The organism is Curtobacterium sp. 314Chir4.1, from assembly GCF_900215175.1.
Taxonomy (GTDB): domain Bacteria; phylum Actinomycetota; class Actinomycetes; order Actinomycetales; family Microbacteriaceae; genus Curtobacterium; species Curtobacterium pusillum_A.
In genome coordinates this window covers 625,269-651,263 of sequence record NZ_OCMI01000003.1, presented here as the reverse complement: position 1 = coordinate 651,263, position 25,995 = coordinate 625,269, and the positions used below count along the sequence as shown (strand labels likewise).

Genomic DNA, 25,995 nt, shown 5'->3' with positions numbered 1-25,995 from the left:
TCGTCCCGGTGAGCAGTCGCCAGCGGGACCGCGGTATCCGGCATGTCACCGGCCGGGGCTAGGGTGGAGTGCATGGGGGACGTGATCCGCGCCGACGCAGCGCTGCTCGCCGAGGTGCAGGCCGGCGACGGAGCGACGCTGCACACGGCGAGCGGCGCGGTCGTGTCCTGGGCGGCGCTGCACCTGCTGGCAGCGCACGGGTTCCGTTGGGCGCCGGAGGACCCGAGCACCGTGGAGCCTGGACCGACAGGCGTGCGGTTGCACGTCGACCTGACGATCGAGCACGCCGCACACGCCGGCCTGGTGCTCGCCGCGACGCCGGCGCGGTTCGTCGAGCGTTCGTTCGGGACGGACCTCGCGTTCAGTCTCGCCGAGGGCTCGTCCGCACTCGCGCCGGCCCGCCTGACGGCGATGGCCGAGCGCCGATCCCCTCGTGACGCCTCCTTCGTCGTGACCGGCACGGGATCGCGCGCAGTCGGCGGGGTGCTCACCGTCCAGCGTGGCCCCCGGTCCGTCGTCGAGACGCTCCGGTGCATGGTCGCGTTGCCGGAGCCGACCGACGATCTCCGCGTGGTCCGAGACGGACTGGAGGCGGGCCTCCAGTCCGTCATGCTCGGTCGCCACCCGCAGTCGGCACAGTTCTCGACCAGTCGTGGGCGCGTCGACGGCGTCGTCGACACGGCGATCGCGGGGCCGCCGGCCCCACTCGGTGTGTTCTCCGGAGCGCGCGAGACGCGCGCTCGTGGCTTGGCGGACGCGGCCGAGGCCCTCGGTGGCCACACGGTCGGCGTCAGTCCGTCTCCGGGAGTCGTCTTCTGGTTCGACGGCACGGAACGGGATCGTTGGTCCGACGCCGCGGCGCTGGCCAGCGGGCTGCGGGATCTGCAAGCGGATGCCGTGCATCTCGAGGACTTGCGAGAGCGTGGCGGGCTCCGCCACGATGGCACCCGTACGGGGGGACAGTGATGGGTGCAGCGGGGTGGCGGATCGATCCGGCGGGGGTCGAATCCGTGATGAACGACGTGAGCGCTTCGGTGAACGGCACCGCGAGCGCACTGCAGTCGGTGCAGGGCGGTGTGGCCGAGGTCGCGGGCGGAGCGGGCGACATCGTGAACGAGGCACTGGGCGCGTTCCTGACGAAGACGCAGGACGACGTCGACCAGGTCACGTACCGGCTGATCGGCGGGGTCCAGGGCGTGACGAACGCCGTCGACGCCTACCGCGCTGGGGACCTCGAGATGGCAGCGAACGCGCAGCGCGCCGGGCTGTCGGCGCACGAGAGTCACGACGTGTCGTTCTTCATCCGAGCGGCGGAGGCGCGACGGTGAGCGGCGTCGGGTACGGCGACCACGGATTGGTCGATCCGGACGGCATCCCCGGTGCGGACCTCGACTTGGCGGTCGTGTCCTCCGGCGCCGGCACGATCAAGTCCGGCGGCCAGTCGATGAAGACCGTCGCCGACGACCTGCCGGCGAAGTGGCAGCGGCTGTCCGGCGTGTACGAGTCGCCGGAGTCCGAGCAGGTGTTCGCCCTGATGGACCCCGTGACCGATGACGTCCACACGATCGGAACCGTCGCGCGGAAGGTCGCTTCGGCGCTCGAGACCTACGCGTCGGCCGCGGCCGATCCGAAGCGCAAGCTCGACGAGCTGCGGGTGGAGGCTGCTGCGTTCGTCGCCGAGGTGCAGCACGGCATCACGCGGCCGAAGCAGGTGCCGATCCCGAAGACCGCCGCCGAGTGGGATGCCTACGACCCCGGAAAGTACGAGGGACAGACCGAACACGTCGCCTGGTACGACGATCCCGGCACGACGCTGCAGAACAACAACCTGATCCGCGAGATCAACGAACAGGTCGCGCTCCTGCAGGCAGCGCAGGCCGATTGCGCGCTGGCGATCAAGAAGGCCTCCGGCGCCAGCGTCAAGAAGGCGTTCACGGCTCCGACCGAGAGCGACCTCAACGAGCACGGCATCGACCTCCCCTGGTCACGCGTCGGAACGGCAAAGGGCAAGAACTGGGCTGAGCAGTTCGAAGAAGGGTTCAAGGACGACTTCCTCAAGACCGTGATGGGCGTCGCGCACCTCGCCGGATGGGACAACAGTGGCGACTGGAGTTGGGGCACGCTCGGGTCGGCGTGGAAAGGGTTCGGCGACGGCGCGGTGGCCTTCACCCTGCTCGTGAACCCGATGGCGTGGGCCTGGGGTGCTCTCGATCCTGATGGGCTCGCCGGCAGGACTCAGCGCAACGCACTGGAAGGCGCCGCTGCGTGGGCGAAGAAACTGCCGACCGAGTCTGGGATCGCCGCTGGGGCTGCCGCATCCGTCGTCGGATCGTCGCTCGTCGGACCTGGGGGATGGGCGGGACGCGCAGGTCGGGCCGAGGAACTCGCATCGGGACTCGGCAAGCTCGGTGCCAAAGACCTCGGTCGATCCGTTGAGCGCTGGGCAGCGGATTCCGGGAATGCCGAGCACATCGATGCCCTCGCGGACATCCTCGACGACGCCCGTCGAGCGTGGGACAGAGACGCTCACGTCGACTCGAGTCCGTTCACCGATCGTGCGTTCCGCGAGTTGTGGGACGAGCGAGTGGAGGATTATCAGCTTGCCAATCCCGATTTCCATCGAGACCAGATCGAGTCAAAAGACTTCGTTGACCAAGGCGGGGTTCGAGGCTACGAGAATCCAAGTGATCCGTACGGTCCGCACACGAGGCAAAGGCACATCCGGACCGGAGCGTCCGGGCCGGCGCTCGACGCCGAGCTGAGTTCACGTGCCCAGCCACCGAAGCCTCCGATGAGGCACAGCGTCTTCACCGGGACGGAGGATGAGGTCAACGGTTTGGTTGCTCAGACGCTTGATTATCGACATGAAGCTGTGCAGCGTTGGCTCGACGACGTTCGCCACGGGCGCGTTCCGTTGAAGCGTGGGGCGACTTTCGACCTTCCCGTCGATAGGAGCATTGGCCGTGGGTGGGATCCAAAATCGGGCTTCTATGATGGGAGAAGTGTGCGGGTAGTTCTGAAGTATGATCCGACTTACCCCAGTGGATATCGCGTCCAGACCGCGTTCCCCCAAGACTAGGAGAAGGAGTGAACATGGATAAGAATGTGCTCCTCAGGTTCCCTGAGTTCGAGCAGTTGATGGGTGGGGCGTTCAATCAAGACTGGCGCGATGAGTGGTCATCGGAAAATGAAGTCCTGTCCGAACTCTTGGATGACTACCCGACATACAGGTTGAGGTTGCTTGCCGAGTTGGTGAGTATTCAAGCGAAGTATGATTCAGCTGAGATCGGAGAGCTGATCCAGATGTGCGGATCTGGATTCATTCCTGAGCAAGACGCCGGGGTGTCTGCAGGAAAGTGGATAGGTGAGCTCATCGAGCGGATTGAGCAACTACAGATTCGTGCATCAAAATCGCGCTGACTGCTTGACGGCTGAGGGTTGGCTCGCGAAGGTCCGTGGTCGTTTGCGGTGCGGTCGCCTAGGGAGCGACGATGTCGGTCGGCTGGGCCTGACCGGGCACTCGAAGGAGGCCCGTGATGGATGAACACGAGTACTACAGGACCGTTGCAGCGCGCGTCCCGCAGTTGAGGTCACTCCTGGCTGCTGAGTTCAACTACGACTGGGAACTCGACTGGCCTGACGTCGAGTCCGTTCTCGTCAACGACTTCGACGAGGCGTCGCGTGCGGAGAACATGCGATACCGCGAAGAGTTGGGGTACGTGTTGGGGGAGTTGCCCACCGACCGGGACGTCGATGGTTTCTTCAGGTTCGTGGGTAGCGGCCTCTCGCCGAGAGTGGATCTCGGGCAGTCGGCTCGATCGTGGTTGGTTGAGCTTCGAGATCGCGCCGCGCGAAACGTCGAGACCGAAGACGGGCAAGGGTGATGATGACATGGACAAGCGGAGCCTGGCTCGGCGTGCTCCGCGCATGACCAACGTCATCGGAGCGCTCTTCTACCAAGGTTGGTACGAGGACCGGTCGGCTGATGAGACGTTGGAACTCGCATTCGGGCACTGCTGTGAGACGGAGCGTGAGGGCGTTGTGCGTGAGATTGATGCATTACTCCTCGCTCTTCCCTCGTCAGGAGATGTCGAGGCGTTCTTTCTCTCGTTCAATGTGGACATCGACTTCCGGCGCGACTTCGACGGTGATGTCCGTGCTTGGCTCGAGGCTGCCCGCGGCTTAGTGATGGGGTTCACCCCATGATCGCCTTGACGTCTCAGATTGCGACGCAATCGATGGTCCGCGGGTGTTCGCTCATCGACGGGAGTGTGGCTGGTGGCTGATCGCCCAAGCACGGGGGACTACGCAGGTCGCATGGCCATCGCGGAATACCTCGAAGGATTTCGGGCTGGCGGAGACCCGATCACCGCGCGGTGGATCATCGATCAGGCGACACGGCACAGTGACTGGCAGTTCATCGCGGATGTGATCACAGTCATCCACGGTGAGGGCACCGCGACGCGACCGAACTGGGACGACGTCGAACTCGCGCGGTATGCCTGTTGGCAGCTCGTGCGGAGTCCGGACATCGAGCGGATCCGTGTCGCTGCCAGTGCGGTCCTCGTGGGGAGCGGGATCGAAGGGGCGGAGCGTCTCGCAAAGCATCTCGTCAAGGGGTATCCGCCGGAGCTCTTGGGGGCGATGTTCGCGGGCCAAGCGGACCAGCACGGTCGGCCGGTCGTGCTGGAAGCACTCCTCCAGGAGATGATCATCCAGGGGCTCCAACCCCACCTGAACCCGCACGTGCAGGTTTGGTTGGCCCAAGGACGCGACCCGAGCGCGGCAGCGGTCCTTCCGCCGTACGCGGTGGCGTTCGAGTATGGATTCGAGGGCAGCGCGCCCGTCGGCAGATCGGGTGGTTTCGGAGTCTTCCACGCGAATGTGGAGCAAGTTCGAGGACCCGCGCGAACGACGCCGTTCCGTGTTGTGTCGGTGGAACTCCACGACCAACGAGCGACCGCGCCGTTCGAGTGGCTCCGTGTCGAGGCAGCCCGCATCACGACCGACCGGCCCCTCGCCGACTCCGAGGTGCTCAGCGCGCTCATCGCGGCAGATTTGGGTGCCCTCCACGGTGCGGGCTCGGATGCGAATGTGTCGTTCGTGAAGATCGACCCCCACCTTGTGTGGCGTGCGCTCTACGGCGCGGCGACCGATGGAGGCGCCTATCCACCGCGGCACGGGCCGGCCGTTGGGCGAGCGAGAGCGCTGGACGCGATGCGTGGGCTGCTTCGCCTCGATCCGTCAACAGTGCCAGAGCTCGTCGCTGCCTCCGCTGCACGATGCATGTGGTTCACGTTCGAAGCGGACACCGAGTGGTACGAGGGTGATGGATGGGATGTCGGGCTTGTGTGTCTGTCCTCCGATCGAACGGAGTTGGGCGTTGTCGCTGCTACGGATACCGACTGACACACAGCACTCGACCTGCAATCGCGGACAGCCTCGCAACTTCTCGGAGCGGTGGACGTGACGAACGACGAGGACTTCCTTCGGTGGCTGACGGCGAGGACACCTGCGTTCAGCTCCCTGCTCGCGGCGGAGTTCAACCTCGACTGGGATCTCGACTGGCCCGACGCCGAGTCGGTCCTGGTGAACGATCTCGATGACGCGTCGGTGCAGGACAACGCCCGGTACCGAGACGACCTTGATCTCCTGCTGCGCGAACTGCCGACCGATGACGCCGTCGTACGGTTCTTCACGTATCTCGATACAGGTCTCAGCCCCGAGGACGCCTTCGGTCTGTCCTCCCGGGACTGGCTGATCGAGCTTCGCGCGCGGGCCACCCGCAACGTCGATTCGGCGGAGTTGAGGTCCGAGCGCCCAGTGTCACCGGAGCGAGGTTGATTCGCTCGCTGACCGAGGAGATCGGTCCGACCGGAACTTCGGCTGCGACGAACGTGCCTGGCGCTGTCGGGCCGACGTCGGCAGGGCATGGAGCGAGCGGCCGCCCACACCGGGTCGAAAGGGGGACAACCCGGGTCAGACGACCGCTCGCGGTCTGGGGGAGTACGTCAGGCGGTACGGAACGATCCCGTCGCCGTGCGCAGCGACCCGGTCGCCGTGCGCGTCGATGACGTCGCCGTGCCGGGCCGACGGAACTGCGTGTCGACGAACCGACCGAGCGCACGCCCGATGCCGGTTCCGGTGTAGCTGCCGACCGGTCGCCATGCCGCGTCGACCGCGTAGGCACCGATCTCGTCGCGTGCTTCGAGGCCGGTCACGTAGGCGCCGCCCAGGGGGTTCTGACGGTTCTGCATGGGTGCTCCTCGTCGTCGTGCCGAGGGTCGTCGGTCACCGGGCCGGCGACCACGACTCCGTCGGCCTGATGACGTTCAGCGTACCGCCTTCTTTTGCATCATGCAAAGAAAGGAAACCTCAGGCGACGAGCTCGCAGAACGTCCGGCCGCTCGCGGTCCAGCTCTGTCGGGCGACCAGGCCCACCGACTCGGCGTGGTCGAGCAGTGCGTCGACACCGACCTCGGCCCAGGGGAACCCCTCGCTCTGGTGGCCGTCGGCGTCGACCACGCGGGCGGTGTAGACCCGGTCGGCGCTCCGGTCGACGTGGGTCTCGACGACGATGCGTCCACCGACCCGGACGATCTCGGCGCAGCGGGCGAGCAGTGCTGCGGGGTCGCCGCCGATGCCGATGTTCCCGTCGATGACGAGCGCGGTGTCCCAGTGGCCCTCGTCGGGAACCTCGTCGAAGACGGACCCCTGCAGTGCCGTGCCACCGGAGCGCTGGGCGATCGCGACGGCATCGGCGGAGACGTCGACGCCGAGCGCCGGGATCCCGAGGGTCCGTGCGGCGACGAGCATCCGGCCCGGACCGCAACCGATGTCGATGACCGGGCCGTCGACGCCGTCGAGCAGCGATCGGTCGACCCGGTCGGCGGCGGCGCTCCACCGTCCGACGTCGAGCGTCACGGCGGAACCCGGGCGCGAGGTGTCGGTGAGTCGGATCCGGCCGTCGGTGCGGAGGGCTCGTGCGTACGGCTCGCCGCCACCGGCGCCGAAGGAGACGGGGGCTTCCATGGTCATGAGCGAGTCCCTCCGGTTGTGGTGAACGAAGACCGGGCGAACGAAGACCGGGCGGACGATGACGGAGCGGCCGACGACCCGGCCGAGGACTCCTCGGCCTGCAGCGCCCGCGCGAACCGCGAGTCCGGCACCAGCGCAGCGACGCGCTCGGCATCGGGCACGGTGTCGACGTCGAGCAGGGTCTCGAGGACACCCACGTCGAGCCCGGCCCCGGTCAGCCGAGCGAACTGGACCGCACCCGTGTCGTCCTGCGACATCGGCACGCCGCGTAGCAGATCCCCGGTCGGCTCGCGCAGGTACAGCGACCAGAAGCCCCCGTCCTCAGCGGGCCCGAACCAGGCGTCCCGCTCGGGGTCGTCGAACAGCGGGGCGAGCGCCTCGGCGGAGACCTGGGGCGTGTCCATGCCGACGAGCAGCAGGGGGCCGTCGATCGCGTCGAAGAGGAACCCGAGCCGCTCGTCGAGGCCGCCACCGGGCTGGTGCAGCACGTCGAAGTCCTCGGCGCCGTCAGGGAGGACGTCGCCGTCGAAGAACAGCACGTGGCGGGCCGCGGGGAGTGCAGCAACGGTGGCGAGCGTGTCCGCGAGGCTGGCGGCAGCGACCCGCGCCGCCCCCGACGGGGTGAGTGCCGGCGTGAGCCGGGTCTTCACCTTGCCCGGCAGGCACTCCTTGGCGACCACGGCCACGGTGATGTCGATCACGACCGGACCCCCTCGGTCGCGGCCGATCCGACCGGACCGGCCGTCTCGACCGGATCAGCTGTCTCGACCGGACCGGCCGCCTGGCGGACCGTAGCCGGTGCGCCCATGGTGCGTCGTGCCTCCAGGCGGTACTCGCGCAGGAGACGCGACATGTCCTTGACGGCGTTGACGGTGCCGCGGAGCGTGCCCGTGACCTTGCTGTCACCGATGCGCTGTGCGTACCCGATGTCGGACTCGTCGACGCGCCACCCGGCCGCGTGCGCGGCGAGGACCATCTCGAGCGGGTAGCCGCTGCGGCGGTCCCGCAGGTCGAGGCCGACGAGGTCCTCGCGACGCATGACCCGCATCGGACCGAGGTCACGGAGGCGGTAGCCGGTCGCGCGGTGCATGAGCACGGCGAGGACGCGGTTCGCGAAGCGTGCGTGCGGTGCCCAGGCGCCGGGTGTGGTCGGGACGCGTCGGCCGAGGGCGAGATCGGTGTGCCCGGTCGCGACGCGCGCGACGAGCGGGACGAGTTCGGCGGGGTCCATCGAGGCGTCCGCGTCGCAGAACGCGACGTACTCGGCGGTCGCGGCGGCGACGCCGGCGGCGCAGGCCGAGCCGAAGCCCTTGACCGGTTCGGTGACGACCGTCGCGCCGTGGGCGCGGGCGACGTCGGCCGATCCGTCGGTCGATCCGTTGTCGACGACGATCGCGCGGTAGCCGCGGGGGAGTCGGCCCAGCACCTCGGGGAGGGCGTCCGCCTCGTCGAGACAGGGCAGGATCACGTCGACGTTCATGGCATCCATTCGGCGCCGGGCGCCGGATCGACTGGTCGCGGCGTGCTCCGCGTGTGTCGCCGCGTCGGTGCGGTCGGTCTCGTCGGCCGGCTGTCGATCCATGCCTACGACACAACACGGAACCGTGCGGCGGGGTACAGGTTCGGTGTCCCCCGCTGGTCGTTCCGCGCACTCGCGCGGTGCCGTCACCCGCGAACGGGGGACACGTGCGTCGGTCGGTGGGGGGACGGAACGATGGTCACTGCCTGACCGTCGGTGCGTCGCCGGCCAGGTGACGCTTCGCTCGCGCGAGGCACCGCCCCGCCCGCGACACACCCTCGTGCCGGCGAGACACCGCCGCATCCGGCGGCGTCTCGCTGGTCGAGCGGCGTCTCGCCGGTCGAGCGGCGTCTCGCCGGCCCGGCGGCGTCACGTCGGATCGAGACGTGCCCGCCCCAAGGCCCCTACTGCACGGCGGCGCGCAGCGGCGCGGTCGCGAACTCGCGCATGCCGCGTTCGAAGTCGACCTCGGCTCGCCAGCCGAGCTCCGACGCGACCCGGTCCGACGACGCCGTGACGTGCCGGACGTCGCCGAGCCGGTACTCGCCCGTCACGACCGGCTGCGGGCCCTCTGGTCCGGCGATCGCGGCGGCCATCTCGCCGATCGTGTGCACGACACCGGACCCGACGTTGTAGGCGCGGAACGTCTCCGGCGGCAGCTCGGCGGTCGCGGCGATGGAAGCGGCGTTCGCTCCGGCGACGTCCTCGACGTGCACGAAGTCGCGACGCTGACGGCCGTCCTCGAACACGCGAGGTGCCTCGCCGCGGGCCAGTGCCGAGCGGAACAGTGACGCGACACCGGCGTAGGGGGTGTTCGCGGGCATGCCAGGACCGTAGACGTTGTGGTAGCGGAGCGCGACCGCGCGACCGCCGGTGGCACGGGCCCACGACGACGCGAGGTGCTCCTGCGCGACCTTCGTCTGCGCGTACACGTTGCGCGGGTCGAGCGCCGCGGACTCGTCGATGAGACCCGGCAGGAGCGGCTGGCCGTCGTCGCCGATCGGGTCGAAGCGTCCGGCGTCGAGGTCCTCGCGGCGACGTGCCGGCGGTCGGACGGGGGTGCCCGCCGCCGTCGTGTACGCACCCTCGCCGTAGACGACCATCGAGCTCGCGACCACCAGACGACCGATGCCGTGGCGGTCCATGCCGGCGAGCACGTGCGCGGTGCCGGCGTCGTTCGAGGACACGTAGTCCGGGGCGTCCTGGAAGTCGACACCGAGCCCGACCTTGGCGGCCTGGTGGCAGACGACGTCGACCCCGTCGAGGGCGGCGTCGAGGGCGACCCGGTCGCGGACGTCGCCGTGCACGAACTCGATGCCCTGCTGCTGGTGCGCGGTGACGATCTCGGCGGGGTCGCCGTGCACGTCGTCGCGGAGGGAGTCGAGCACCCTGACGTCGTACCCGTCGGCGCGCGCGCGGCGGACGATGGCGGAGCCGATGAACCCGGCGCCGCCGGTGACGAGCAGGCGGGTCACGCGGTGGCTCCCGTGGCGGCGAGCGCGCTCGCGCTGGCCTCGGCCGGGACGAGCTCGCGCGGGCTGTAGTCGTCCGGGATCGCGCCGACGATCGAACCGATGGCGCGGACGATGACCTCGTTCGCGCGGGCCAGGCGCTCCATCACGAGTGCGTGCGTGACCGGGGTCTCGCCGGCTGCCGCTGCTGCTGCCTCGTCCTCGCTCGGGGCCAGGCCGGCGTCGGCATCCGTCACGAAGGACAGGTTCACGGTGCCGATGCCGAGCTCGGCGGCGAGCGGGACCTCGGGCGTCATGGTCATGTTGATCGTGTGGCCGCCGGCCTCGCGCATCCACACGGACTCCGCACGGGTCGAGAACCGCGGCCCCTGGATCACGACGCAGGTCCCCGTCGGCCGGAACGGCACGTCGAGCTGCGCGAGCGCGTCGACCGCGACACCGCGCAGCACAGGGTCGAACGGGTCGGCGAACGACAGGTGCTGGACGGCGTCCTCGAAGAAGGTGTCCGCGCGGCCCCACGTCCGGTCGATGAGCTGGTCGGTCACCACGAAGGTCCCCGGTGCGTAGTCGGGGTGCAGGCCGCCGACGGCGCTCGACGAGACCACGGCCCGGACGCCGAGCGACCGCAGGGCCCACAGGTTCGCGCGGTGGTTGATGCGGTGCGGGGCGACGGAGTGCGCACGGCCGTGGCGGGTGAGGAACGCGACGCGCTTGCCCGCCATCGTGCCGATGCTGATGGGACTCGACGTGGGGCCGAAGCGGGTGTCGACGTCGATCTCGTCCGCGGTGCCGGCTTCGAACAGCTCGTAGAGGCCCGAACCCCCGATCACCCCGATGCGTGTCTCGTCCACAGCTCCGGTCGTGGTCACGTCGTTCTCCACAGGTCCTCCGAATGGTCCTCGGCGCGTTCTGCGCGCTCGTTACGCTACTGAAGCCGCCCCCGGACGAACCGGGAGCGGGCACTTCTCACCTGTTCGGAGGCACACGTGCGAACGATCGGTCAGCACCGCGACGAGATCGCGGCCCTCGTCGCACCGGTCCTGTCCGGCAGACGGCGGTCCGGACTGGAGGCACGGGTCGTCGACGACCTGGCGACCGGGGCCGGCGCCGGACGGGGTCGCCGCGTGCTCGGACGGGCCGTCGTCGCACCGGTTCCCCTCCCGCCGTTCGACAACAGCCAGATGGACGGCTTCGCCGTCCGTGCCGCCGACGCCGGGCGCACGCTCCGGGTGGTCGCCCCGATCCCGGCGGGGGCGATGCCGCCGCCGTTGGAACCGGGTGCCGCGGCGCCGATCATGACCGGGGCGCGCATCCCGCTCGGCGCCGACGCGGTGTTCCCGGTCGAGGCCACCGCGGTCGGCGCGTTCCCCGCGGCGTTGGCGCTCGACCAGGTCACGGTGCCGGACGGCCTCGCGGCGGGGACCTTCATCCGGGCGACCGGCACCGACCTGCCGAGCGGGGGCGAACTCGCTCCGGCCGGCGCTGCCGTGACCCCCGCGTTGCTCGGCACGCTCGCCGCTGCCGGGGTCACGTCGGTCGACCTCGTCCGGCAGCTCCGCGTCCTCGTCGTGTCCACCGGGTCCGAACTCCAGGGCGCCGGCGACGCCACGATCGGCGACGCGAACGGCATCGCGCTGCGGGCGGCGCTCGCCGAGGTCGGGGTGGCCTCACGGTCCGTCCGGGTGCCGGACGACGACACGACGTTCGTCGCAGCGCTCGACGCGGCCGTGGGGGACTGGGCCGACCTCGTGCTCACCACGGGTGGCATCAGTGCCGGGGCGTACGAGGTCGTGCGCCAGGCCCTCGAACCCCGCGGGCTCGCGGTGACACCGGTCGCGATGCAGCCCGGCGGTCCGCAGGCGTTCGGCACGGTCGAACTCGCCGGGCGTCCCGTCCCGGTGGTGTCCTTCCCCGGCAACCCGGTGTCGGCGCTCGTGTCCTTCGAGGTGTTCCTCCGCCCGCTGCTGGCGGCCGATGCCGGACTCCCCGACGACCGTGTCGCCGAGGTCCTGCCCGCAGCCGATGCCGCGACCTCGCCGGAGGGCAAGCACCAGGTCCGGCGCGGCCGGGTCGAGGACGGCCGCGTGCACTTCGTCGGCGGCCCCAGCTCGCACCTCCTCGCGCACTACGCCACCGCCACGCACCTCGTCCACGTCCCGATCGGCACCGCCACGGTGGAGCCCGGTGACCCGCTGACCGTCTGGAGCCTCCGTTGACCGAACCAGCACCCGCCGCCGACGACCTCTCGCACGTCCGCGCCGACGGCAGCGCGCACATGGTCGACGTCTCCGAGAAGGACGTCACCGCCCGCTCGGCGACCGCGACGGCGACCCTCGTCACCCGACCGGACGTCGTCGCCCGGATCCTCGACGGGACGCTGCCGAAGGGCGAGGTCATCGGCACCGCCCGCATCGCGGCGATCATGGCGGTGAAGAAGACCTCCGACCTCATCCCGCTCTGCCACCCGCTGCCGATCGCGGGGGTCGAGGTCGACATCACCGGGAACGGCGACCGGGTGCTCGTCGAGGTGTCCGTGCGGACGACCTCACGCACGGGCGTCGAGATGGAGGCCCTGACCGGGGCGAGCGTCGCGGCGCTGACCGTGTACGACATGGTGAAGGCCGTCGACCGGGCGGCCACGATCACGGACGTCCGGGTGCTCGAGAAGCACGGTGGCCGTTCCGGGGACTGGAGCAACCGATGACCTCGCAGCCGACCAGGGGCCGAGCGGCCGTCGTCGTCGTGTCCACCCAGGCCGCCGCCGATCCCGCGCTCGACCGCACCGGGCCGGTCATCGCGGGCTGGCTCCGGGAACACGACTTCACCGTGGCGGAACCGATCATCGTGCCGGACGGCGGTCCGATCGCCGACACCGTCGCGGCCGAACTCCTCGCCGACGCCCGCGTCGTGATCACCACGGGCGGCACCGGGGTCACCCCGACCGACCGCACGCCCGAGGCCGTCGCACCGCTCATCGACCTCGAGCTCCCGGGCATCACCGAGGAGATCCGTCGTCGCGGGCTCGCCGGCGCCGGCCCGACCGCCCTCCTCAGCCGCGGTGTCGCCGGGGTCGCGACCGGCGGCGCGCTGCTGGTCACGCTGCCCGGGTCGCGCGGCGGCGTCGCGGACGGGCTCGCCGTCCTCGACGGACTGCTCGACCACGTGCTGGCGCAGGTGTCGGGCGAGGGCCACGCCCCGCGGAGCGCCTCGTGACGGACGCCGTGGCGGGCGCCGACCGGGTCGTGGTCGCCGACGTCGTCGACCGGACGATCACCGTCGACGAGGTCTCGACGGTCGTCGCCACCGACCAGGACGGCGCCGTCGTCACCTTCGCCGGGGTCGTCCGTGACCACGACGGCGGCAAGGGTGTGACCGCCCTCGAGTACGAACGGCACCCGAGCGCCGGCGCCGTCATCGCCGAGGTTGCCCGGACCATCGCCGAGGCCCACCCCGAGGTCCGCATCGCGGTGCTGCACCGGGTGGGGGCACTCGTCGTCGGGGACGTGGCGCTCGCCGCCGCGGTGTCGTCGCCGCACCGGGCCGAGGCCTTCGCAGCGTGCGGGGCCCTGGTCGACCTCGTGAAGGAGCGGGTGCCGATCTGGAAGCACCAGCAGTTCACCGACGGTTCCGACGAGTGGGTCGCCGCACTATGACCTGTACGACCGCGCAGCGGACCGTTGCCGGATCGCAACCACGGCACGCGTTCGGGGCGTAGCGCACGTTCGTAGGCGATCCATAGACTCGCTGCTCATGAGCGTGCTGCTGTACGGGGCGTCGATCGTCCTGCTGGTCTTCGCCCTGATCGACATCATCACCAAGAGCGACGACCAGGTCCGGGGCCTGCCGAAGTTCGCGTGGATCCTGATCTGCATCTTCCTGCCCGTCGTCGGCAGCATCGTGTGGTTCGCCGTCGGGCACGACTGGAGCCAGGGCGACCGGAACCACGGCCGCTACATCGAGCCCAGGCGTCACGAGGACCAGTACGCGAGTCTCGGTCACGCCCGCGCCGCCCACGGTGACAAGCGCGTGACCGGCACGGAGCAGGAGCTCGCCGAGCTCGAGCGTGAGATCGAGTACTGGGAGGCCCAGGCGCGACTGCGCCGTGCCAAGGAGGCCGCCGGCGAAGGCGAGCCGACCTCGGGGAGCTGACCCGCGCCTCCAGGCTGGTGCGCGGTGCGCGCCTCTGCGACGTGACCGGACTCGGAACGACAACGCCGGTGTCGCACGACACCCGATCTGTCGTTCCCGCGCGTCGGCAACAGTTGCGTGCGCGCGGTTGCGACAACGCCGATGTCGTACGACGTCGGACCTGTCGTTCCGACTCGGCCCCCACCCCGCACCCCGCACCCCCGCGCGCCGCCTACCCTTGACGGGTGGCTCATCTCCTCGGCGCCGAGAACCTGCATCTCGAGTTCCCCACCAAGGTCGTCTTCGACAGCGTCACCCTCGGCATCGACGAGGGTGACCGCATCGGCGTCGTCGGTCGGAACGGCGACGGCAAGTCGACCCTCCTCGCCCTGCTCGCACAGCGCCTCGAGCCGGACGGCGGCCGTGTCACGCACCGCCGCGGGCTGACGGTCGGGTACCTCGACCAGCGCGACATCCTGCCCGCGGGCGAGGCCGTCGGCACCGTCGTCGTCGGCGACCTGGCCGAGCACGAGTGGGCCGGTGACCCGAAGATCCGCGACATCATCGGCGGCCTCGTGTCGGACATCCCGTGGGACGCCTCGGTCGACGACCTGAGTGGTGGGCAGCGGCGCCGCGTGGCACTCGCCCGCCTGCTGGTGGGGGACTGGGACGTGCTGTTCCTCGACGAGCCCACGAACCACCTCGACGTCGAGGGCATCCAGTGGCTCGCCGAGCACATCAACCGCCGGTGGTCGGCGAACCAGGGCGGCATGGTCGTCGTGACCCACGACCGGTGGTTCCTCGACGCCGTCTCGACCGACACGTGGGAGGTCCACGACGGTGTCGTCGACCCCTTCGAAGGTGGCTACGCGGCGTACATCCTGCAGCGCGTCGAGCGGGACCGGCAGGCAGCGGCGAGCGAGCAGCGCCGGCAGAACCTGGCCCGCAAGGAGCTCGCGTGGCTCCGCCGCGGTGCTCCGGCACGCACGAGCAAGCCGAAGTTCCGCATCGATGCGGCGAACGCCCTCATCGACGACGTGCCCCCGATCCGCGACACGGTCGCGCTGGCGAAGACGGCGACCGCGCGACTCGGCAAGGACGTCGTCGACCTGCTCGACGTCAGCGTCTCGTTCGACGGCACCCAGATCCTCGACCGCATCGAGTGGCGGATCGCGCCGGGGGAGCGCACCGGCATCCTCGGCCCGAACGGTGCAGGCAAGTCGACGCTGCTCAACCTCGTGGCGGGCAAGCTCCAGCCGACGTCGGGTCGGGTGAAGACCGGCAAGACCGTGCAGATCGCCGTGCTCGACCAGCAGCTTGCCGACCTCGCGCAGTTCGCCGACGACCGCGTCCGCGAGGTCGTCGCCCGCAAGAAGACGAGCTACGTCGCGGACGGCAAGGAGATGACGCCCTCCCAGTTGCTCGAGCGGCTCGGCTTCACCTCGGCGCAGCTCTCCACGCCGGTCAAGGACCTGAGCGGTGGTCAGAAGCGCCGCCTGCAGCTCATGCTCATCCTGCTCGACGAGCCGAACGTGCTCATCCTCGACGAGCCGACGAACGACCTCGACACCGACATGCTCGCCGCCATGGAGGACCTGCTCGACACCTGGCCCGGCACCCTGTTGGTCGTGTCGCACGACCGCTACCTGCTCGAGCGCGTCACCGACCAGCAGTACGCCGTGCTCGGCGGGCACCTCCGGCACCTGCCGGGCGGCGTCGACGAGTACATGCGGCTCCGGTCGTCCGGCACCGGTGGCGGGACCGCATCGGCGGCTGCCGCCGCGTCTGCCGGGAGGCCCGACACCGCCGGCGGGACCGGCTCGCCCGCCGCGGTGGCCGGGTCCACTGCCGCCGGGTCCGGTTCCGGGTCTGCCGCGTCGTCGCTCTCCGGCGCCGATCGTCGGACGGCGGAGAAGGAGATGTCCGCGCTCGACCGTCGCATCGCGAAGGTCGGGGACGAGCGGAAGAAGCTCCTCGACGCGTTCGCGACCCACGACCAGTCGGACTACGCCGGCCTCGGGGAGCTGCAGTCGCGCCTGGCCGACCTGGAGGCCGAGGTCGAGCAGCTCGAGGAGCGCTGGCTCGAGGTCGCGGAGTTGCTCGGGGTCTGAGGCGGCGCGGCGCGGCGCCGGGCGGCGCGGGGCGGCGCGGCGCCGGGCGCGTTCGGGTTCCGCACAACCAAAATCAACGCACACCGTGCGATTCCGTGGTGCCGCGTGACTTCGGTTGTGCGGCGGTCCTACGTCGACGCAGGCTTCCCGTCCTCGGGCGCGCCGCCGCCGGGGTTCGCGACGACCTCCCAGAGGTGGCCGTCGGGGTCCTGGAAGAAGCCGGACCACATGCCCCACGGACGCGTGTACGGCGCCGCGAGCATCGTCGCTCCCGCGGCCCGTGCCCGTTCGAGGAACGCCTCGGCATCGGCCTGCGAGTCGACGAAGTGCCCGATCGTGCTGCTCGGTGCGGTGGCGAGTGACACACCGGAGTCCTTCGCCATGTCGTCGCGGCCGTAGACGCTCACGATCACGCCGTCGTCGAGCGTGAACATCGCCGTGGTGCCGCCCGCGTCCGTCTCGGTCGCGGGGTACTCGGTGCCGATCACCCCGCTGCCGTCGATCCCGAGCAGGGCACGGTAGAACTCCGCCGAACGTGCGACGTCGGCGACGGCCAGGGTGATCGCGTGCATGGGCCGGAGCGTAGTCGCCGGCCGGCGGGTCAGTCCCCGAGGCCCAGGATGAGTCGCCGCAGCAACCCGGACAGCTGGTCCTGCTCGGTGTCGGACACCCCCGTGAGGATGTCCCGCTCGGCCGCCAGGAGATCCGCGATCGCGGCGTCCACCGCGGCGCGACCCTCGGCCGTCAACGACACGAGGATGCCCCGACCGTCCTTCGGGTCCGTGCGACGCGCGACGAGTCCGCGCGCCGCCAGTCGGTCCACCCGGTTCGTCATCGTGCCGCTCGAGACCAGGGTCTGTTGCAGGAGTGTCTTCGGGCTCAGCTCGTACGGCTCACCCGCCCGCCGCAGTGCCGACAGGACGTCGAACTCCCACGGCTCGACCCCGCTCTCGTCGAACGCGGCGCGTCGGGCGCGGTCGAGGTGCCGGGCCAACCGGTCGACGCGGGACAGGACCTCGAGCGGTCCGAAGTCCAGGTCTGCTCGTTCCCGTCCCCACGCAGCGACGATGCGATCGACCTCGTCCTCCTGCGGCATCCCCCCATCTTGGCGGACGCGAGGGCTGCACGGCCAGCCTCGTCGGTCGTGGGAGGATGGTCGGGCGCCTCCGTGCGCGTTCCGCCTTGGTGTAATGGCAGCACGACGGCCTTTGGTGCCGTTAGGTCCGGGTTCGAATCCTGGAGGCGGAGCCAAGGACCGATCGGCCTATCGACGGAATCGGTTCGGTGTATTCGATCCGGCCCTCCTTTGAGCCTGCGCGGACCCCCTTTGCGAAGCGCGCGCCGCCTCGTCGCATTCGACGCAACCTCGGTCCGTGCCTCCCCGACCCCGGGCGCGCCGCGCCAGTCGAACTACAACTCCGGCTGGTACGTGAAGGAGCCTTCGCCGGCTTTCCGACACGCGCAGCGGGAGATCGAGTTCACAATCATGACGCGCAACGACTCCGAGCCTGCGCCGCGCCTGCTCGACTCCGACTACGCCCGCTAAGTCTCGCCCACAACGTTGCGCTCTGACTGCGGTGGCCCTGTCGGCGCTCGGAGCCGGCGGCCGCGCTGAAGCCATGAAAGCGCCGCCCACCGATGGTGGACGGCGCTTTCGTTGCACCGAAGGCTCGTAAGGAAACGGGGGGGGGAGGGAGGGAGCGTCAGCCGCGTTTGCGATCGCCCCGAGCCGCGACGGGGTGAGAAGCTGCCCTCGTCCGCTCAGTGAGCGTCCTTGAGTGGATCGAACATGACAAGCATCCGACGGCGGCCGCAACTTCATCCGGTCCGCCCGCGGGTACCAGGTGTTTGCCTTAGCGATGACGGAGCTCGTACAAGATGGTGTCGATGTGCCGCCGGCGCTAACGTGCGGGGAGGATCTCTTGACCGTTGAAAGGCTCTTCATGGCTATCGCACGGACCATCGACTGGCGTCTGCTCGTTACACCCGACGAGGCTGACCAGCTCCTCCGAACAGCGTTCACGAAGCTCGGGCTCGACCCGACCGGCGCACCTGGAGAGATCTCCGGGGCGTCGAAGACTCAGTGGTTGAAGAACCGGTGGGCAGCCACGGTAACCGCGTCAGTGCGACCCCACCCCGTCGGCTCCACGGTCGCTCTTCGCGTGGAGATGTCGGCCGGAACAAAGCACTACGCAGTGGCGACTGACATCGCGAACGAACTCGGCGACGACGTCTTCGACGACCGCGGACTAAGCGCAGTCCTCAATCGTCTCAGTCGGAGCAGCAAGTTCTTTGGGGCCATGGAACTCAAGAACATTCGGCACTACCTCACCGCGACTGAAACGGTAGTCGAGATCGGGCAAGGCACCTGGGGACGGAACCAGGGCATCATCGTTCTGACCGACGAGCGGTTGTTCTTCTTCGACAAGGCGATGGTTGGCGCAACCATCGAGGAGTTTCCTCTCACTGCAATCACGTCCGTCGCCGTTCAGAAGCGGCTCGGAGGTGAAGCGCTTGCCATCACCGTGTCCGGCAACCTGTCCACCATCGGCGGCATGATGCACGGCCAAGGCGACTCCATCGCCCGCGCGTTCCGCGATGTCAAGGCGAACCTAGCCCCCGCCGGTGGTCAGACGACCATCCTGCAGCCGCACTCCGACGCGGACGAGCTCGAGAAGCTGGCGGCACTACGGGACCGCGGCATCCTCACCGACGCGGAGTTCGATGCCAAGAAGGCGGACATCCTCAACCGGATGTAGCCCGATACCGCGGGGTCAGCACGCGCCCTACCTCGGACTGCGATGACGTTGACGATGAGCCAGGACAGCCCTCGAATCTCGTATCAGTGGACGATCACGTCGGCTGCTTCGACGGCTGGCCCTCGTCAACGCTGCTCGTCTGCGGATGAACTCTGTCCCCGCTCTGCTCCGACGAGCGGGCACTCTCGTGATCGCGCATCCTGACTCCGACGGACTGAGCGTTATCAGCGACGGAACTGACGAGCTGGCCGATCGCAGAGGGAGGCGCAGATGCTGCGCTCGCTAGCGACACCTCGATGCCTGAGCCGATGTCATGTACTCTCCCGCTATGCCTGACTCGTCTCTCCCCAACTTCAACGAGCTGCACTTCGGAGAGATCGACGCCAGTCAAGAGGCGTCTGAGACGCCAGAACTGTTGACCAGGGGCTATTACGACTTTCGGGAGGCTGCCTATGGGCTACAGACGGGCGGCGTGTGGGTGCTGCTTGGACCAAAAGGCTCCGGAAAGTCGGCAGTGCTCGAGAACATCAGGCTCACTTGGCGCCACGACGCCCGTCGGTTCTACAGTGCTTGGGATCTAAGTGGTTTCCCTGTCAACGATGTGACTCGCATACCAATGGGTCAGACCGCCGGCGCATCAAGATCTCAAGCTGCCTGGGAGTTCTTGCTACTCCTGCACATTGTGGGGTCCCTCGCCGAAGATCAAGGATTGACGGCCCCAACAAGCTTTGATGCGATGGTCAAAGGGCTTCGGAAGGAAGGACTACTCAGCGGCAACTGGACCTCGCGTGTTGCGAACTGGTCGTCGCTGACGCTCAAGTTTGACGCGAAAATCTTCGGGGCTGAGCGCAGCTACAACTCGGGCGTCATCACTCCACTCGAGGCGAGTGCCCATATCAGGAGCGTTTTGAGCGAGGTACGGACCGAGAGCCGTCACATGATCGCACTAGACGGGCTTGACTCGTTCTTCTTCGAAGCTGACGACGAATGGACTTCGCTCGCGGGGCTGGTCCAGGCTGTGTACGGGATCAATACGGAGATGACGCAACTTGAGCTGCCTGTAACTGTAGCCGCGGCGATGCGGTCGGACATCATCGACGTACTGCCTGGGCCCAACGTCAACAAGGTGAAATCGAAAGCCATCTACCTCGACTGGCATGCGCGTGGCATCGGGGCAAACAATCACCTCTGGCAACTGCTCAGTAACAAAGCAGCCGTCGCCCGTCCCGTCGTGCGAAACATAGTAAATCAGTACCTCAAAACGCCTGTTTCCATTGGGCCGCACACAGACCTTGCCGAGTACTTCCTGGACAACACCCGACTCCTTCCAAGAGATGCAGTAGCGCTGATGGGCTACGTCCAGCGTTTCTATAAAGGCAACAAGGGCGTGACCGAGCATGCAGCGAAGAATGCGGTACGCGCCTATGCTGAGGAGTACTTCGTCGGCGAGATTTTCGACAACCTTGCGGGCATCCTTCCTTCAGCCCGAGCTAGGGAGATTGCTTCCTTCAAGGAGGCGTTGCGGACCGCACCGTCGCGTTTCTTCACGTTTGACTATCTCAAGGAGGAATTGTCTGGCGAGCTTGACCCGGCGGATATCAAAAAGCTGCTTAAGCAAATGTTCGAAGTCGGCGGTATTGCAGTGCGTAACGGTGGGTATACCGACTTCGTCTTTAGGCGAGTGTCCGGAGCGGGTTTCAGCACTCGGTACGAGTTTCTCCTCCATGACGCCCTGACTCGGGCGTGGAATCGTCCGTGGCGCTGACTGTGCCATCGAGGCAGCTCGCGGGAACGGCGACGTCGGCTGCACGACCCCCCACTCCGCGGGCGTGGTCGCGGCCAGAAGTACCTAAGCTGAACGCTGCTCCCCGCTGCCATTGACGCCACTAGGGTTGTACTTTGTCGGGCACCTGCGGTCCTGCCCGAAGCGCGGATCGTGATCTTTGCCCGTAAATGCAACTCGACGATGCTTCTCTCTCTTGAACAGCGGCGATTAGGGGTGAGGACTGGGTGGGCCTCGCCTTTATGCTGCAGTGTTGATGCCCAGGGCCCGAAGTATCTGGCGCAGAGAATTGTTACTTTTGGCAAGGTTGCGGACATCCGTAGTCCGCAGTCTTTGAATGACCTCATCCGGTGATGACTGCCGAAGGGACTTGCGGGCTTCCCAGGGAACGTCTGGCCTGGACAGTCCCGGAGCAACTTCCAGCTCAGGCTCAACCCAATTCAATTCGATAGAGGTACCGCGAGACTCAGCTTGGGTCTGGAGTGACCGCAACGCTTCATGTAGCGGTGAACTTTCTAGGTCCTGGTCAATCACGAGAACGATTGAGGGCGTTTCTCCCATCGTGAGTAGGCTTTGAACCAAGGAAGGCATAGCGGAAGACCCGCCGGTCGATACAATCCGCGGCGCCGCGGAAGTGCCGAAAAGCGTCTGTACGGACTGAAGGTAAAGAACATCCGCTTGGCCCTCAGTGATCGCGATTCGCCTACCAGGAAGTGCCGGCGAGTCTTGCGCGATGCTACTCAATGGGAACGAAGGATTTCCATACTCTCCCGCTTCACGGAGTTTCCTTCGCAAAGCTTCGGAGACTGTCAGTGCAGTATTCGCGAGGGTGCGAATGTCGTCACCATCTGCGAGTATAAGGTTCAACTCCTTGCCGGATCGCTGTGTCCGCCGGCTGCTGGTGGTGGGACGGAGATGAAGGGGTAGGCTCCGCACGAACCCACACCCCGTCACTGCTTCGAAGCCATCCGCGCTCATGTCGAGGTCGTGCTCGATTCAGGCGGCGGTATGGCGGGCGGCTCGTGTTCGCTGATGGTGGAAGGTCCTTGCTTCGAAGTTGGATGTCCCGGAGGCGCGTCCGTCGGTACCGTTCCAACGCTCGGCCTGCTGAGGGCGTCGTAGCTGACCCTGGCGTTTAGTGCCACTGTGGCGTCAACGGGCCGCCCCTTGGGCGAGGTTCTGGATGAACGAGTGAGCGCAGTGCGCTGTGCGGCTCCTTGTCCCGCGGCTCCTCGTCCCGCGGCTCCTCGTCGGACTGCGAAAGCGCGACAGGGTGATCGCGACGTGGCTCTCCACCCAAGTAAACGTGATGAACGCCGCGCCTACCCAAGGCCAGGTCTGCAAGATCACCATTGAGGCGAGTAGTCGCATCGCGAGCTGGCACACCGGCGAGGTGCCGACAGCGTGGTTCGAAGAAGCGGTCCAGGCGCACTTGCCGCGCAAGGTATGCGGAGCTCTCCGAGTGATCGTGACCAGCACCGCAGCCGCAGCTGGGCTCGTGCTGACCGGCCTGACCGCTAGTGCTGTAGCGGGAGGCGGCACCAGCGTGGCGCATCTACGGGTACAGAAGACAGTCGACGACAACTGACCGCGCGAGGGCGTGGAACAGAATCCCGAAACCCGTGGAACGCTCGTCAGCACTGGGATCCGCGATCCGCGCACCGCTGGCATCCGCGAATAAGCCGAACACCTCGCCAACGCTCATGCCCGTTCCGCCCCTGCGCTGGCCAGCTTCGCGGCACGCTGCAGCCGGATCGCCGAGACCAGGAAGAACACCGCTCCGAGGATCGCGTACCCGCCGACGCCGGCGACGGACTCGCTGTTCGCCGACCCGGCGAGGAAGCCCACACCGGCGAGCACCGAGATGCCGCCACTCAGGATCATCGGCCACTGCCCTCCGAGGCGGCGTCGGCGGAGCGCCACGACGAGCTGCACGGCGCCGGCCGTGATCGCCCACAGGCCCCAGACGACCATCACGGCCGGGATGCCCGAGGCGACGGCGAACACGAGGCCGATCGCGGCGAGGAGGCTGAGGCCCATGTTCACGGACAGCAGCGGTGACGGCCCGGTGCCGCGGGACGCACGGTGGTCGACGATCGCCGCGACGACGTCGAAGAGCGGGTAGAGCAGCAGCAGCGTGACGCTCACCGGACCCAGCCCGGCGGAGGCCGTGAGGATCAGCACGAGTGCCCAGACGAGCTGGAACACGAAGCGGACGGCGTACAGGGTGCGGAGCGTCGCGGCGATGCGTGCCGGATGCGGAGCGGAGGTGGTGGACACGGGTGCCTCTCGTCGAGATCAGAAGTAGAATGACTAGTAACTCTACTGACGGTAGGGCGTACAAGTGGGAAGCGCAAGTGAGGACGGAGGACCGCTTATGATCGGTGCGGTGAAGGTGTCCATGCGCGATCGTCTCATCGATGCGGCGACCGAGCTCTTCTACGCGTCGGGCATCCGCGCCGTGAGCGTGGATCGGGTCATCGAGCGTGCGGGGACGACGAAGGTCACGTTCTACCGGCACTTCACGAGCAAGGACGACCTCGTCGTCGCCCACCTCGAGCGACGTGCGCAGCAGGAGCGGGACGGCGTCGGCGCCGCGATCGCGCACGCCGACGGCGACGCCGAGCGGACCTTCGAGCTCATCGCGGGGACCCTCGGCTCGATGGCGTGCGAGCCCGGGTTCCGAGGCTGCCCCTTCATCAACGCCGCGGCCGAGTACCCGGACCGCGACAGCGGCGTGCGCCAGGCGGTGGACCGCCACCGGGCCTGGTGCAAGGCCACCTACGCGCAGGTCATCGAGCCGTTGCACCTGCCGGACCCCGAGGGGGTGGCGACGGACCTCATGCTGCTGCGGGACGGTGCGATGGTCGCCGGGTACCTCGACGGCGAGGCGGCGTTGGCCGCGTCCTACCTCCGCAGTGCACGCGCGCTGATCCGTCCGGTCGGGGCGACGTCGCGCTGACGCGCGCACGGACGGACAGGAGGCACGGTGTCAGCTGGCACCGCGCCTCCAGTCCGTTCGCCAGTCACGTCACGACGGTCAACGGGCGCCCGGTGCGGCAGCCACTGCGTCGAGGGTCGTGTCGAGCGCTGCCCGGTCCCAGAACGATCCACCACGGATGACGCCGCCGATCCGCGCGAGCGCCGTGTGGCTCGCAAGCGGGTCGGCGGTGAGGAGCACGGCGTCTGCGCGGTAGCCGGGTGCCACGCGACCGGATCGTCCGTCGATCCCGAGGAACCGTGCTGCGTCGGACGTGGCCGTCCGGAGGATCTGGACGGGGGCCAGACCAGCGGCGGCGAGGTGGGCGAACTCATCGTGGAGCGCGAAGCCCGGGATCACCCCGGCCGCGCCGTCCGCGTCCGTGCCGGCGATCATGGGGACCCCCGCGTCGGCGAAGAGCTTGACGAGGCGCAGTTGGGTCGCCCAGTGCGACTCGAGTGTGTCGCGGGTCTCCGATGGGAGGTCGGCGAACTTCCGCCCCGACCTGTCCCACGCGCGGAGCTCGTCCGGGGCGATGTACCGGCGGCGTTCGTCCTGTCGGTGCTCCGGTGCGTTCGGGAACTGCTGCGTGTGCAGGCGGATCAGCGTCGGGCACTGCCAGGTCTCGTGTTCGACGAACAGTGCCGCGAGTTCCTGGGCTGCGGCCTCGTCGTACGAGTCGTCCGCGATGGTGAGCGCCTGCGCGGATGCCTCGGACGTCCTGGTGGCCGGGTTCACGACGATCCCCCGGATCATCCGACCGACGATGCGGTCCATCCCGGGCAGCTTCACCGTGGGGATCTTCGGCGCGCGCCCATTTCCGACGAGCGCGCGGACCTCGGACTCGCGGGACGAAGTGGCCGCGAAGACGGTGGAGCCGGGGCCGAGGTGCTCGATCGCGCGCATCCCGCCGCGCGCGGCTTCGCGGGGGTCGACGTCGTTCGGGAGGTGACCGGCGAGCGGGATCCCGACCCGGCGTGCCTCGTCGAGCGCCGCGAGGAACGCGTCGCGCCCGACCAGGGCGGCCTTGATGAAGTCCGCCCCCTGCGCGTGCTGTTCGCGGACGGTCGCGACGGCGGCCTCCGGTGTCGACGCGTTCATCGGGGTGAGGAGGTCTCCCGGTGTCGCGAGGAGCGCGGGTGCCCCGAGCGGTGCGGGCAGTTGGCCCGCAGCGCGTCGCGACAGCAGCGCGGGTGAGCCGGACATCTGTCGGAACCCGACGATGCCGTTCGCGAGCATCAGGGCGTACGCCCCGTCGACGTCGTCCGGGGTGTTGAGCGGGTGCGCGTGCATGTCCGTGAAGCCCGGGGTCAGGAACCGCCCGTGCCCGTCGATGACGTGCGTGCCGGTGGCCCCGCGCGCGTTCCCGGTCGGGGTCACGGAGGCGACGAGGTCGCCGATGATCCTGACGTCGAGCCCGGCGGTGGCGGATCCGTCGGCCGGGTCCACGACCGTGACGTCGCGGATCAACAGGTCCGTCCCTGCGGTGGGCGTGGTCACGTACCGGCTCATGCGTCGTCCTCGTCTCGTTCGTCGTCGAGCAGCCAGTCCTGCTCGGCCTGCTCGATCGCGGCCACGGAGTCGGGTCGGTCGTCGCCCGGCAGGTCGTCGGCCACGTGGTGACCCGTCGCGCCGAGCACGGTCGCGAGCCAGCGGTACGAGGGACGGCGGCCGTCGACGGACACCGCGCCGAGGTCCGATGCCGTTCCGGGGACGACCGGGGCCACCGCGTCCGACTCGTAGACGCACGTCATGGCCGTCAGCCGCCAGCCCGCTGGTCCACGTCGGACCCGGTACAGCAGTCGGACTCGCGAGGCCAGGTCGACCTCCACCTCGTCGAGGTGTGTCCGGAGCTCGATGACCGCGGGCGCGGTGACGATCGCGCGGTCGTCGAAGACGTCGACCACGGGCGGGCTCATCCGGTGCGTGGCGGACGTCCCGCCTGCTGCCATCGCGATCGAGCCCCGGATGAACTCCGTCGCGCTCCCGTCGATCCAGCTGATGCGGACGCGTCCCTCGGGATCCCATGCCTCGCGCATGCGGTCCCAGCGTCCTCGGTCCCGCCCCTGGCGTTCCCGCAGGACGAGTTGACTGATCTCGGCTGTGTCGTCCACGTCGTGCTCCCTCGTTCGTCGGAGACGGTAGGACGCCCGGGGGCGGACGCGGTGAGGGGTTTCCACTGAGCGGAAGACCGGGTCGGCGCTA

The 25,995-nt window shown here is 68.7% G+C and carries 29 protein-coding genes and 1 tRNA gene; 19 read left to right on the top strand and 11 right to left on the bottom strand.

The window, feature by feature from the left end:
- The first annotated feature begins 72 nt into the window (after positions 1 to 72).
- From CRP27_RS12050 to CRP27_RS12015, 8 genes are all read left to right on the top strand, one after another.
- Entirely contained in the window at positions 73 to 966 is an 894-nt protein-coding gene (locus CRP27_RS12050; RefSeq protein WP_097180871.1) for a DUF6177 family protein, read from the top strand.
- Positions 966 to 1,328, top strand: a complete 363-nt coding sequence (locus CRP27_RS12045) for a DUF6507 family protein (RefSeq protein WP_097180870.1) — start codon at positions 966 to 968, stop codon at positions 1,326 to 1,328. The genes CRP27_RS12050 and CRP27_RS12045 overlap by 1 nt, the downstream gene beginning before the upstream one ends.
- Positions 1,325 to 3,079, top strand: a complete 1,755-nt coding sequence (locus CRP27_RS12040; RefSeq protein ID WP_097180869.1) for an RNase A-like domain-containing protein — start codon at positions 1,325 to 1,327, stop codon at positions 3,077 to 3,079. Before CRP27_RS12045 ends, CRP27_RS12040 begins: the two co-directional genes overlap by 4 nt.
- Before the next feature lie 14 nt (positions 3,080 to 3,093).
- A complete protein-coding gene (locus CRP27_RS12035; RefSeq protein WP_097180868.1) occupies positions 3,094 to 3,420 on the top strand; it encodes a contact-dependent growth inhibition system immunity protein in 327 nt (108 codons plus the stop codon).
- Positions 3,421 to 3,536: 116 nt separating this feature from the next.
- Positions 3,537 to 3,884 (top strand): hypothetical protein, encoded by a 348-nt coding sequence (locus CRP27_RS12030; RefSeq protein ID WP_097180867.1) that lies wholly within the window; start codon positions 3,537 to 3,539, stop codon positions 3,882 to 3,884.
- A 43-nt stretch (positions 3,885 to 3,927) separates the two neighbouring features.
- A complete protein-coding gene (locus CRP27_RS12025; protein WP_097180866.1) occupies positions 3,928 to 4,206 on the top strand; it encodes a hypothetical protein in 279 nt (92 codons plus the stop codon).
- A 111-nt stretch (positions 4,207 to 4,317) separates the two neighbouring features.
- Positions 4,318 to 5,409: a DUF6183 family protein gene (locus CRP27_RS12020; RefSeq protein ID WP_097180865.1), complete on the top strand. Its 1,092-nt coding sequence runs from the start codon at positions 4,318 to 4,320 to the stop codon at positions 5,407 to 5,409.
- A gap of 57 nt (positions 5,410 to 5,466) precedes the next feature.
- Complete coding sequence (locus tag CRP27_RS12015; RefSeq protein WP_141399755.1) at positions 5,467 to 5,844, top strand: contact-dependent growth inhibition system immunity protein; 378 nt, start codon at positions 5,467 to 5,469, stop codon at positions 5,842 to 5,844.
- Positions 5,845 to 6,011: 167 nt separating this feature from the next.
- On the opposite strand, the gene CRP27_RS12010 is transcribed toward CRP27_RS12015, so the two are convergent.
- The 6 genes from CRP27_RS12010 to CRP27_RS11985 all read right to left on the bottom strand — a co-directional run bounded on the left by CRP27_RS12010 (position 6,012) and on the right by CRP27_RS11985 (position 10,898).
- Positions 6,012 to 6,257, bottom strand: a complete 246-nt coding sequence (locus tag CRP27_RS12010; RefSeq protein ID WP_097180863.1) for a hypothetical protein — start codon at positions 6,255 to 6,257, stop codon at positions 6,012 to 6,014.
- A 118-nt stretch (positions 6,258 to 6,375) separates the two neighbouring features.
- Entirely contained in the window at positions 6,376 to 7,038 is a 663-nt protein-coding gene (locus CRP27_RS12005; protein WP_097180862.1) for a bifunctional 2-polyprenyl-6-hydroxyphenol methylase/3-demethylubiquinol 3-O-methyltransferase UbiG, read from the bottom strand.
- Complete coding sequence (locus CRP27_RS12000; protein WP_097180861.1) at positions 7,035 to 7,739, bottom strand: DUF2064 domain-containing protein; 705 nt, start codon at positions 7,737 to 7,739, stop codon at positions 7,035 to 7,037. Before CRP27_RS12000 ends, CRP27_RS12005 begins: the two co-directional genes overlap by 4 nt.
- The gene (locus CRP27_RS11995) at positions 7,736 to 8,518 is read right to left on the bottom strand and encodes a glycosyltransferase family 2 protein (RefSeq protein ID WP_369680019.1); all 783 of its coding nucleotides are present in this window, start codon (positions 8,516 to 8,518) and stop codon (positions 7,736 to 7,738) included. The genes CRP27_RS12000 and CRP27_RS11995 overlap by 4 nt, the downstream gene beginning before the upstream one ends.
- A 443-nt stretch (positions 8,519 to 8,961) precedes the next feature.
- Entirely contained in the window at positions 8,962 to 10,032 is a 1,071-nt protein-coding gene (locus tag CRP27_RS11990) for an NAD(P)-dependent oxidoreductase (RefSeq protein ID WP_097180860.1), read from the bottom strand.
- Positions 10,029 to 10,898, bottom strand: a complete 870-nt coding sequence (locus CRP27_RS11985; protein WP_255257563.1) for an MTAP family purine nucleoside phosphorylase — start codon at positions 10,896 to 10,898, stop codon at positions 10,029 to 10,031. The genes CRP27_RS11990 and CRP27_RS11985 overlap by 4 nt, the downstream gene beginning before the upstream one ends.
- Positions 10,899 to 11,015: 117 nt before the next feature.
- Between CRP27_RS11985 and CRP27_RS11980 the strand changes: the two genes are divergently transcribed.
- The 6 genes from CRP27_RS11980 to CRP27_RS11955 all read left to right on the top strand — a co-directional run bounded on the left by CRP27_RS11980 (position 11,016) and on the right by CRP27_RS11955 (position 16,268).
- Entirely contained in the window at positions 11,016 to 12,245 is a 1,230-nt protein-coding gene (locus CRP27_RS11980; RefSeq protein ID WP_097180859.1) for a molybdopterin molybdotransferase MoeA, read from the top strand.
- On the top strand, positions 12,242 to 12,733 hold the full coding sequence (moaC, locus tag CRP27_RS11975) for a cyclic pyranopterin monophosphate synthase MoaC (protein WP_097180858.1): 492 nt from the start codon (positions 12,242 to 12,244) through the stop codon (positions 12,731 to 12,733). The genes CRP27_RS11980 and moaC overlap by 4 nt, the downstream gene beginning before the upstream one ends.
- Positions 12,730 to 13,242, top strand: a complete 513-nt coding sequence (locus CRP27_RS11970; RefSeq protein WP_097180857.1) for a molybdenum cofactor biosynthesis protein B — start codon at positions 12,730 to 12,732, stop codon at positions 13,240 to 13,242. Before moaC ends, CRP27_RS11970 begins: the two co-directional genes overlap by 4 nt.
- Positions 13,239 to 13,682, top strand: coding sequence for a molybdenum cofactor biosynthesis protein MoaE (locus tag CRP27_RS11965; RefSeq protein ID WP_255257562.1), 444 nt, complete (start codon positions 13,239 to 13,241; stop codon positions 13,680 to 13,682). The genes CRP27_RS11970 and CRP27_RS11965 overlap by 4 nt, the downstream gene beginning before the upstream one ends.
- Positions 13,683 to 13,779: 97 nt before the next feature.
- Positions 13,780 to 14,178 carry a PLD nuclease N-terminal domain-containing protein gene (locus tag CRP27_RS11960; protein ID WP_097180856.1) on the top strand — a complete coding sequence of 133 codons (399 nt, stop codon included), beginning with the start codon at positions 13,780 to 13,782 and terminating at the stop codon, positions 14,176 to 14,178.
- A gap of 224 nt (positions 14,179 to 14,402) precedes the next feature.
- Positions 14,403 to 16,268, top strand: a complete 1,866-nt coding sequence (locus CRP27_RS11955; RefSeq protein ID WP_097180855.1) for an ABC-F family ATP-binding cassette domain-containing protein — start codon at positions 14,403 to 14,405, stop codon at positions 16,266 to 16,268.
- A 128-nt stretch (positions 16,269 to 16,396) separates the two neighbouring features.
- Here CRP27_RS11955 and CRP27_RS11950 read toward each other — a convergent pair whose 3' ends face one another.
- A complete protein-coding gene (locus tag CRP27_RS11950; RefSeq protein WP_097180854.1) occupies positions 16,397 to 16,840 on the bottom strand; it encodes a VOC family protein in 444 nt (147 codons plus the stop codon).
- Between the two features lie 29 nt (positions 16,841 to 16,869).
- Complete coding sequence (locus tag CRP27_RS11945; protein WP_097180853.1) at positions 16,870 to 17,364, bottom strand: MarR family winged helix-turn-helix transcriptional regulator; 495 nt, start codon at positions 17,362 to 17,364, stop codon at positions 16,870 to 16,872.
- Positions 17,365 to 17,444: 80 nt separating this feature from the next.
- On the opposite strand from CRP27_RS11945, the gene CRP27_RS11940 reads away from it, so the two are divergent.
- From CRP27_RS11940 to CRP27_RS11920, 4 genes are all read left to right on the top strand, one after another.
- A tRNA-Gln gene (locus CRP27_RS11940) sits at positions 17,445 to 17,519 on the top strand.
- Between the two features lie 608 nt (positions 17,520 to 18,127).
- Positions 18,128 to 19,027 (top strand): SHOCT domain-containing protein, encoded by a 900-nt coding sequence (locus CRP27_RS18505; protein ID WP_097181057.1) that lies wholly within the window; start codon positions 18,128 to 18,130, stop codon positions 19,025 to 19,027.
- 328 nt (positions 19,028 to 19,355) lie between these two features.
- Positions 19,356 to 20,792: a P-loop ATPase, Sll1717 family gene (locus CRP27_RS11925; RefSeq protein WP_141399754.1), complete on the top strand. Its 1,437-nt coding sequence runs from the start codon at positions 19,356 to 19,358 to the stop codon at positions 20,790 to 20,792.
- A 1,291-nt stretch (positions 20,793 to 22,083) separates the two neighbouring features.
- Positions 22,084 to 22,398 carry a hypothetical protein gene (locus CRP27_RS11920; protein ID WP_141399753.1) on the top strand — a complete coding sequence of 105 codons (315 nt, stop codon included), beginning with the start codon at positions 22,084 to 22,086 and terminating at the stop codon, positions 22,396 to 22,398.
- Positions 22,399 to 22,511: 113 nt separating this feature from the next.
- Here the strand turns inward: CRP27_RS11920 and CRP27_RS11915 are convergent, their stop codons facing one another.
- On the bottom strand, positions 22,512 to 23,090 hold the full coding sequence (locus CRP27_RS11915; RefSeq protein WP_097180849.1) for a hypothetical protein: 579 nt from the start codon (positions 23,088 to 23,090) through the stop codon (positions 22,512 to 22,514).
- 109 nt (positions 23,091 to 23,199) lie between these two features.
- Here CRP27_RS11915 and CRP27_RS11910 point away from each other — a divergent pair, with 109 nt between their 5' ends.
- The gene (locus CRP27_RS11910; RefSeq protein ID WP_255257561.1) at positions 23,200 to 23,772 is read left to right on the top strand and encodes a TetR/AcrR family transcriptional regulator; all 573 of its coding nucleotides are present in this window, start codon (positions 23,200 to 23,202) and stop codon (positions 23,770 to 23,772) included.
- A 78-nt stretch (positions 23,773 to 23,850) separates the two neighbouring features.
- On the opposite strand, the gene CRP27_RS11905 is transcribed toward CRP27_RS11910, so the two are convergent.
- Positions 23,851 to 25,302, bottom strand: coding sequence for an amidohydrolase family protein (locus CRP27_RS11905; protein WP_097180847.1), 1,452 nt, complete (start codon positions 25,300 to 25,302; stop codon positions 23,851 to 23,853).
- Positions 25,299 to 25,904 (bottom strand): nuclear transport factor 2 family protein, encoded by a 606-nt coding sequence (locus CRP27_RS11900; protein WP_176505578.1) that lies wholly within the window; start codon positions 25,902 to 25,904, stop codon positions 25,299 to 25,301. The genes CRP27_RS11905 and CRP27_RS11900 overlap by 4 nt, the downstream gene beginning before the upstream one ends.
- Between the last annotated feature and the right edge of the window lie 91 nt (positions 25,905 to 25,995).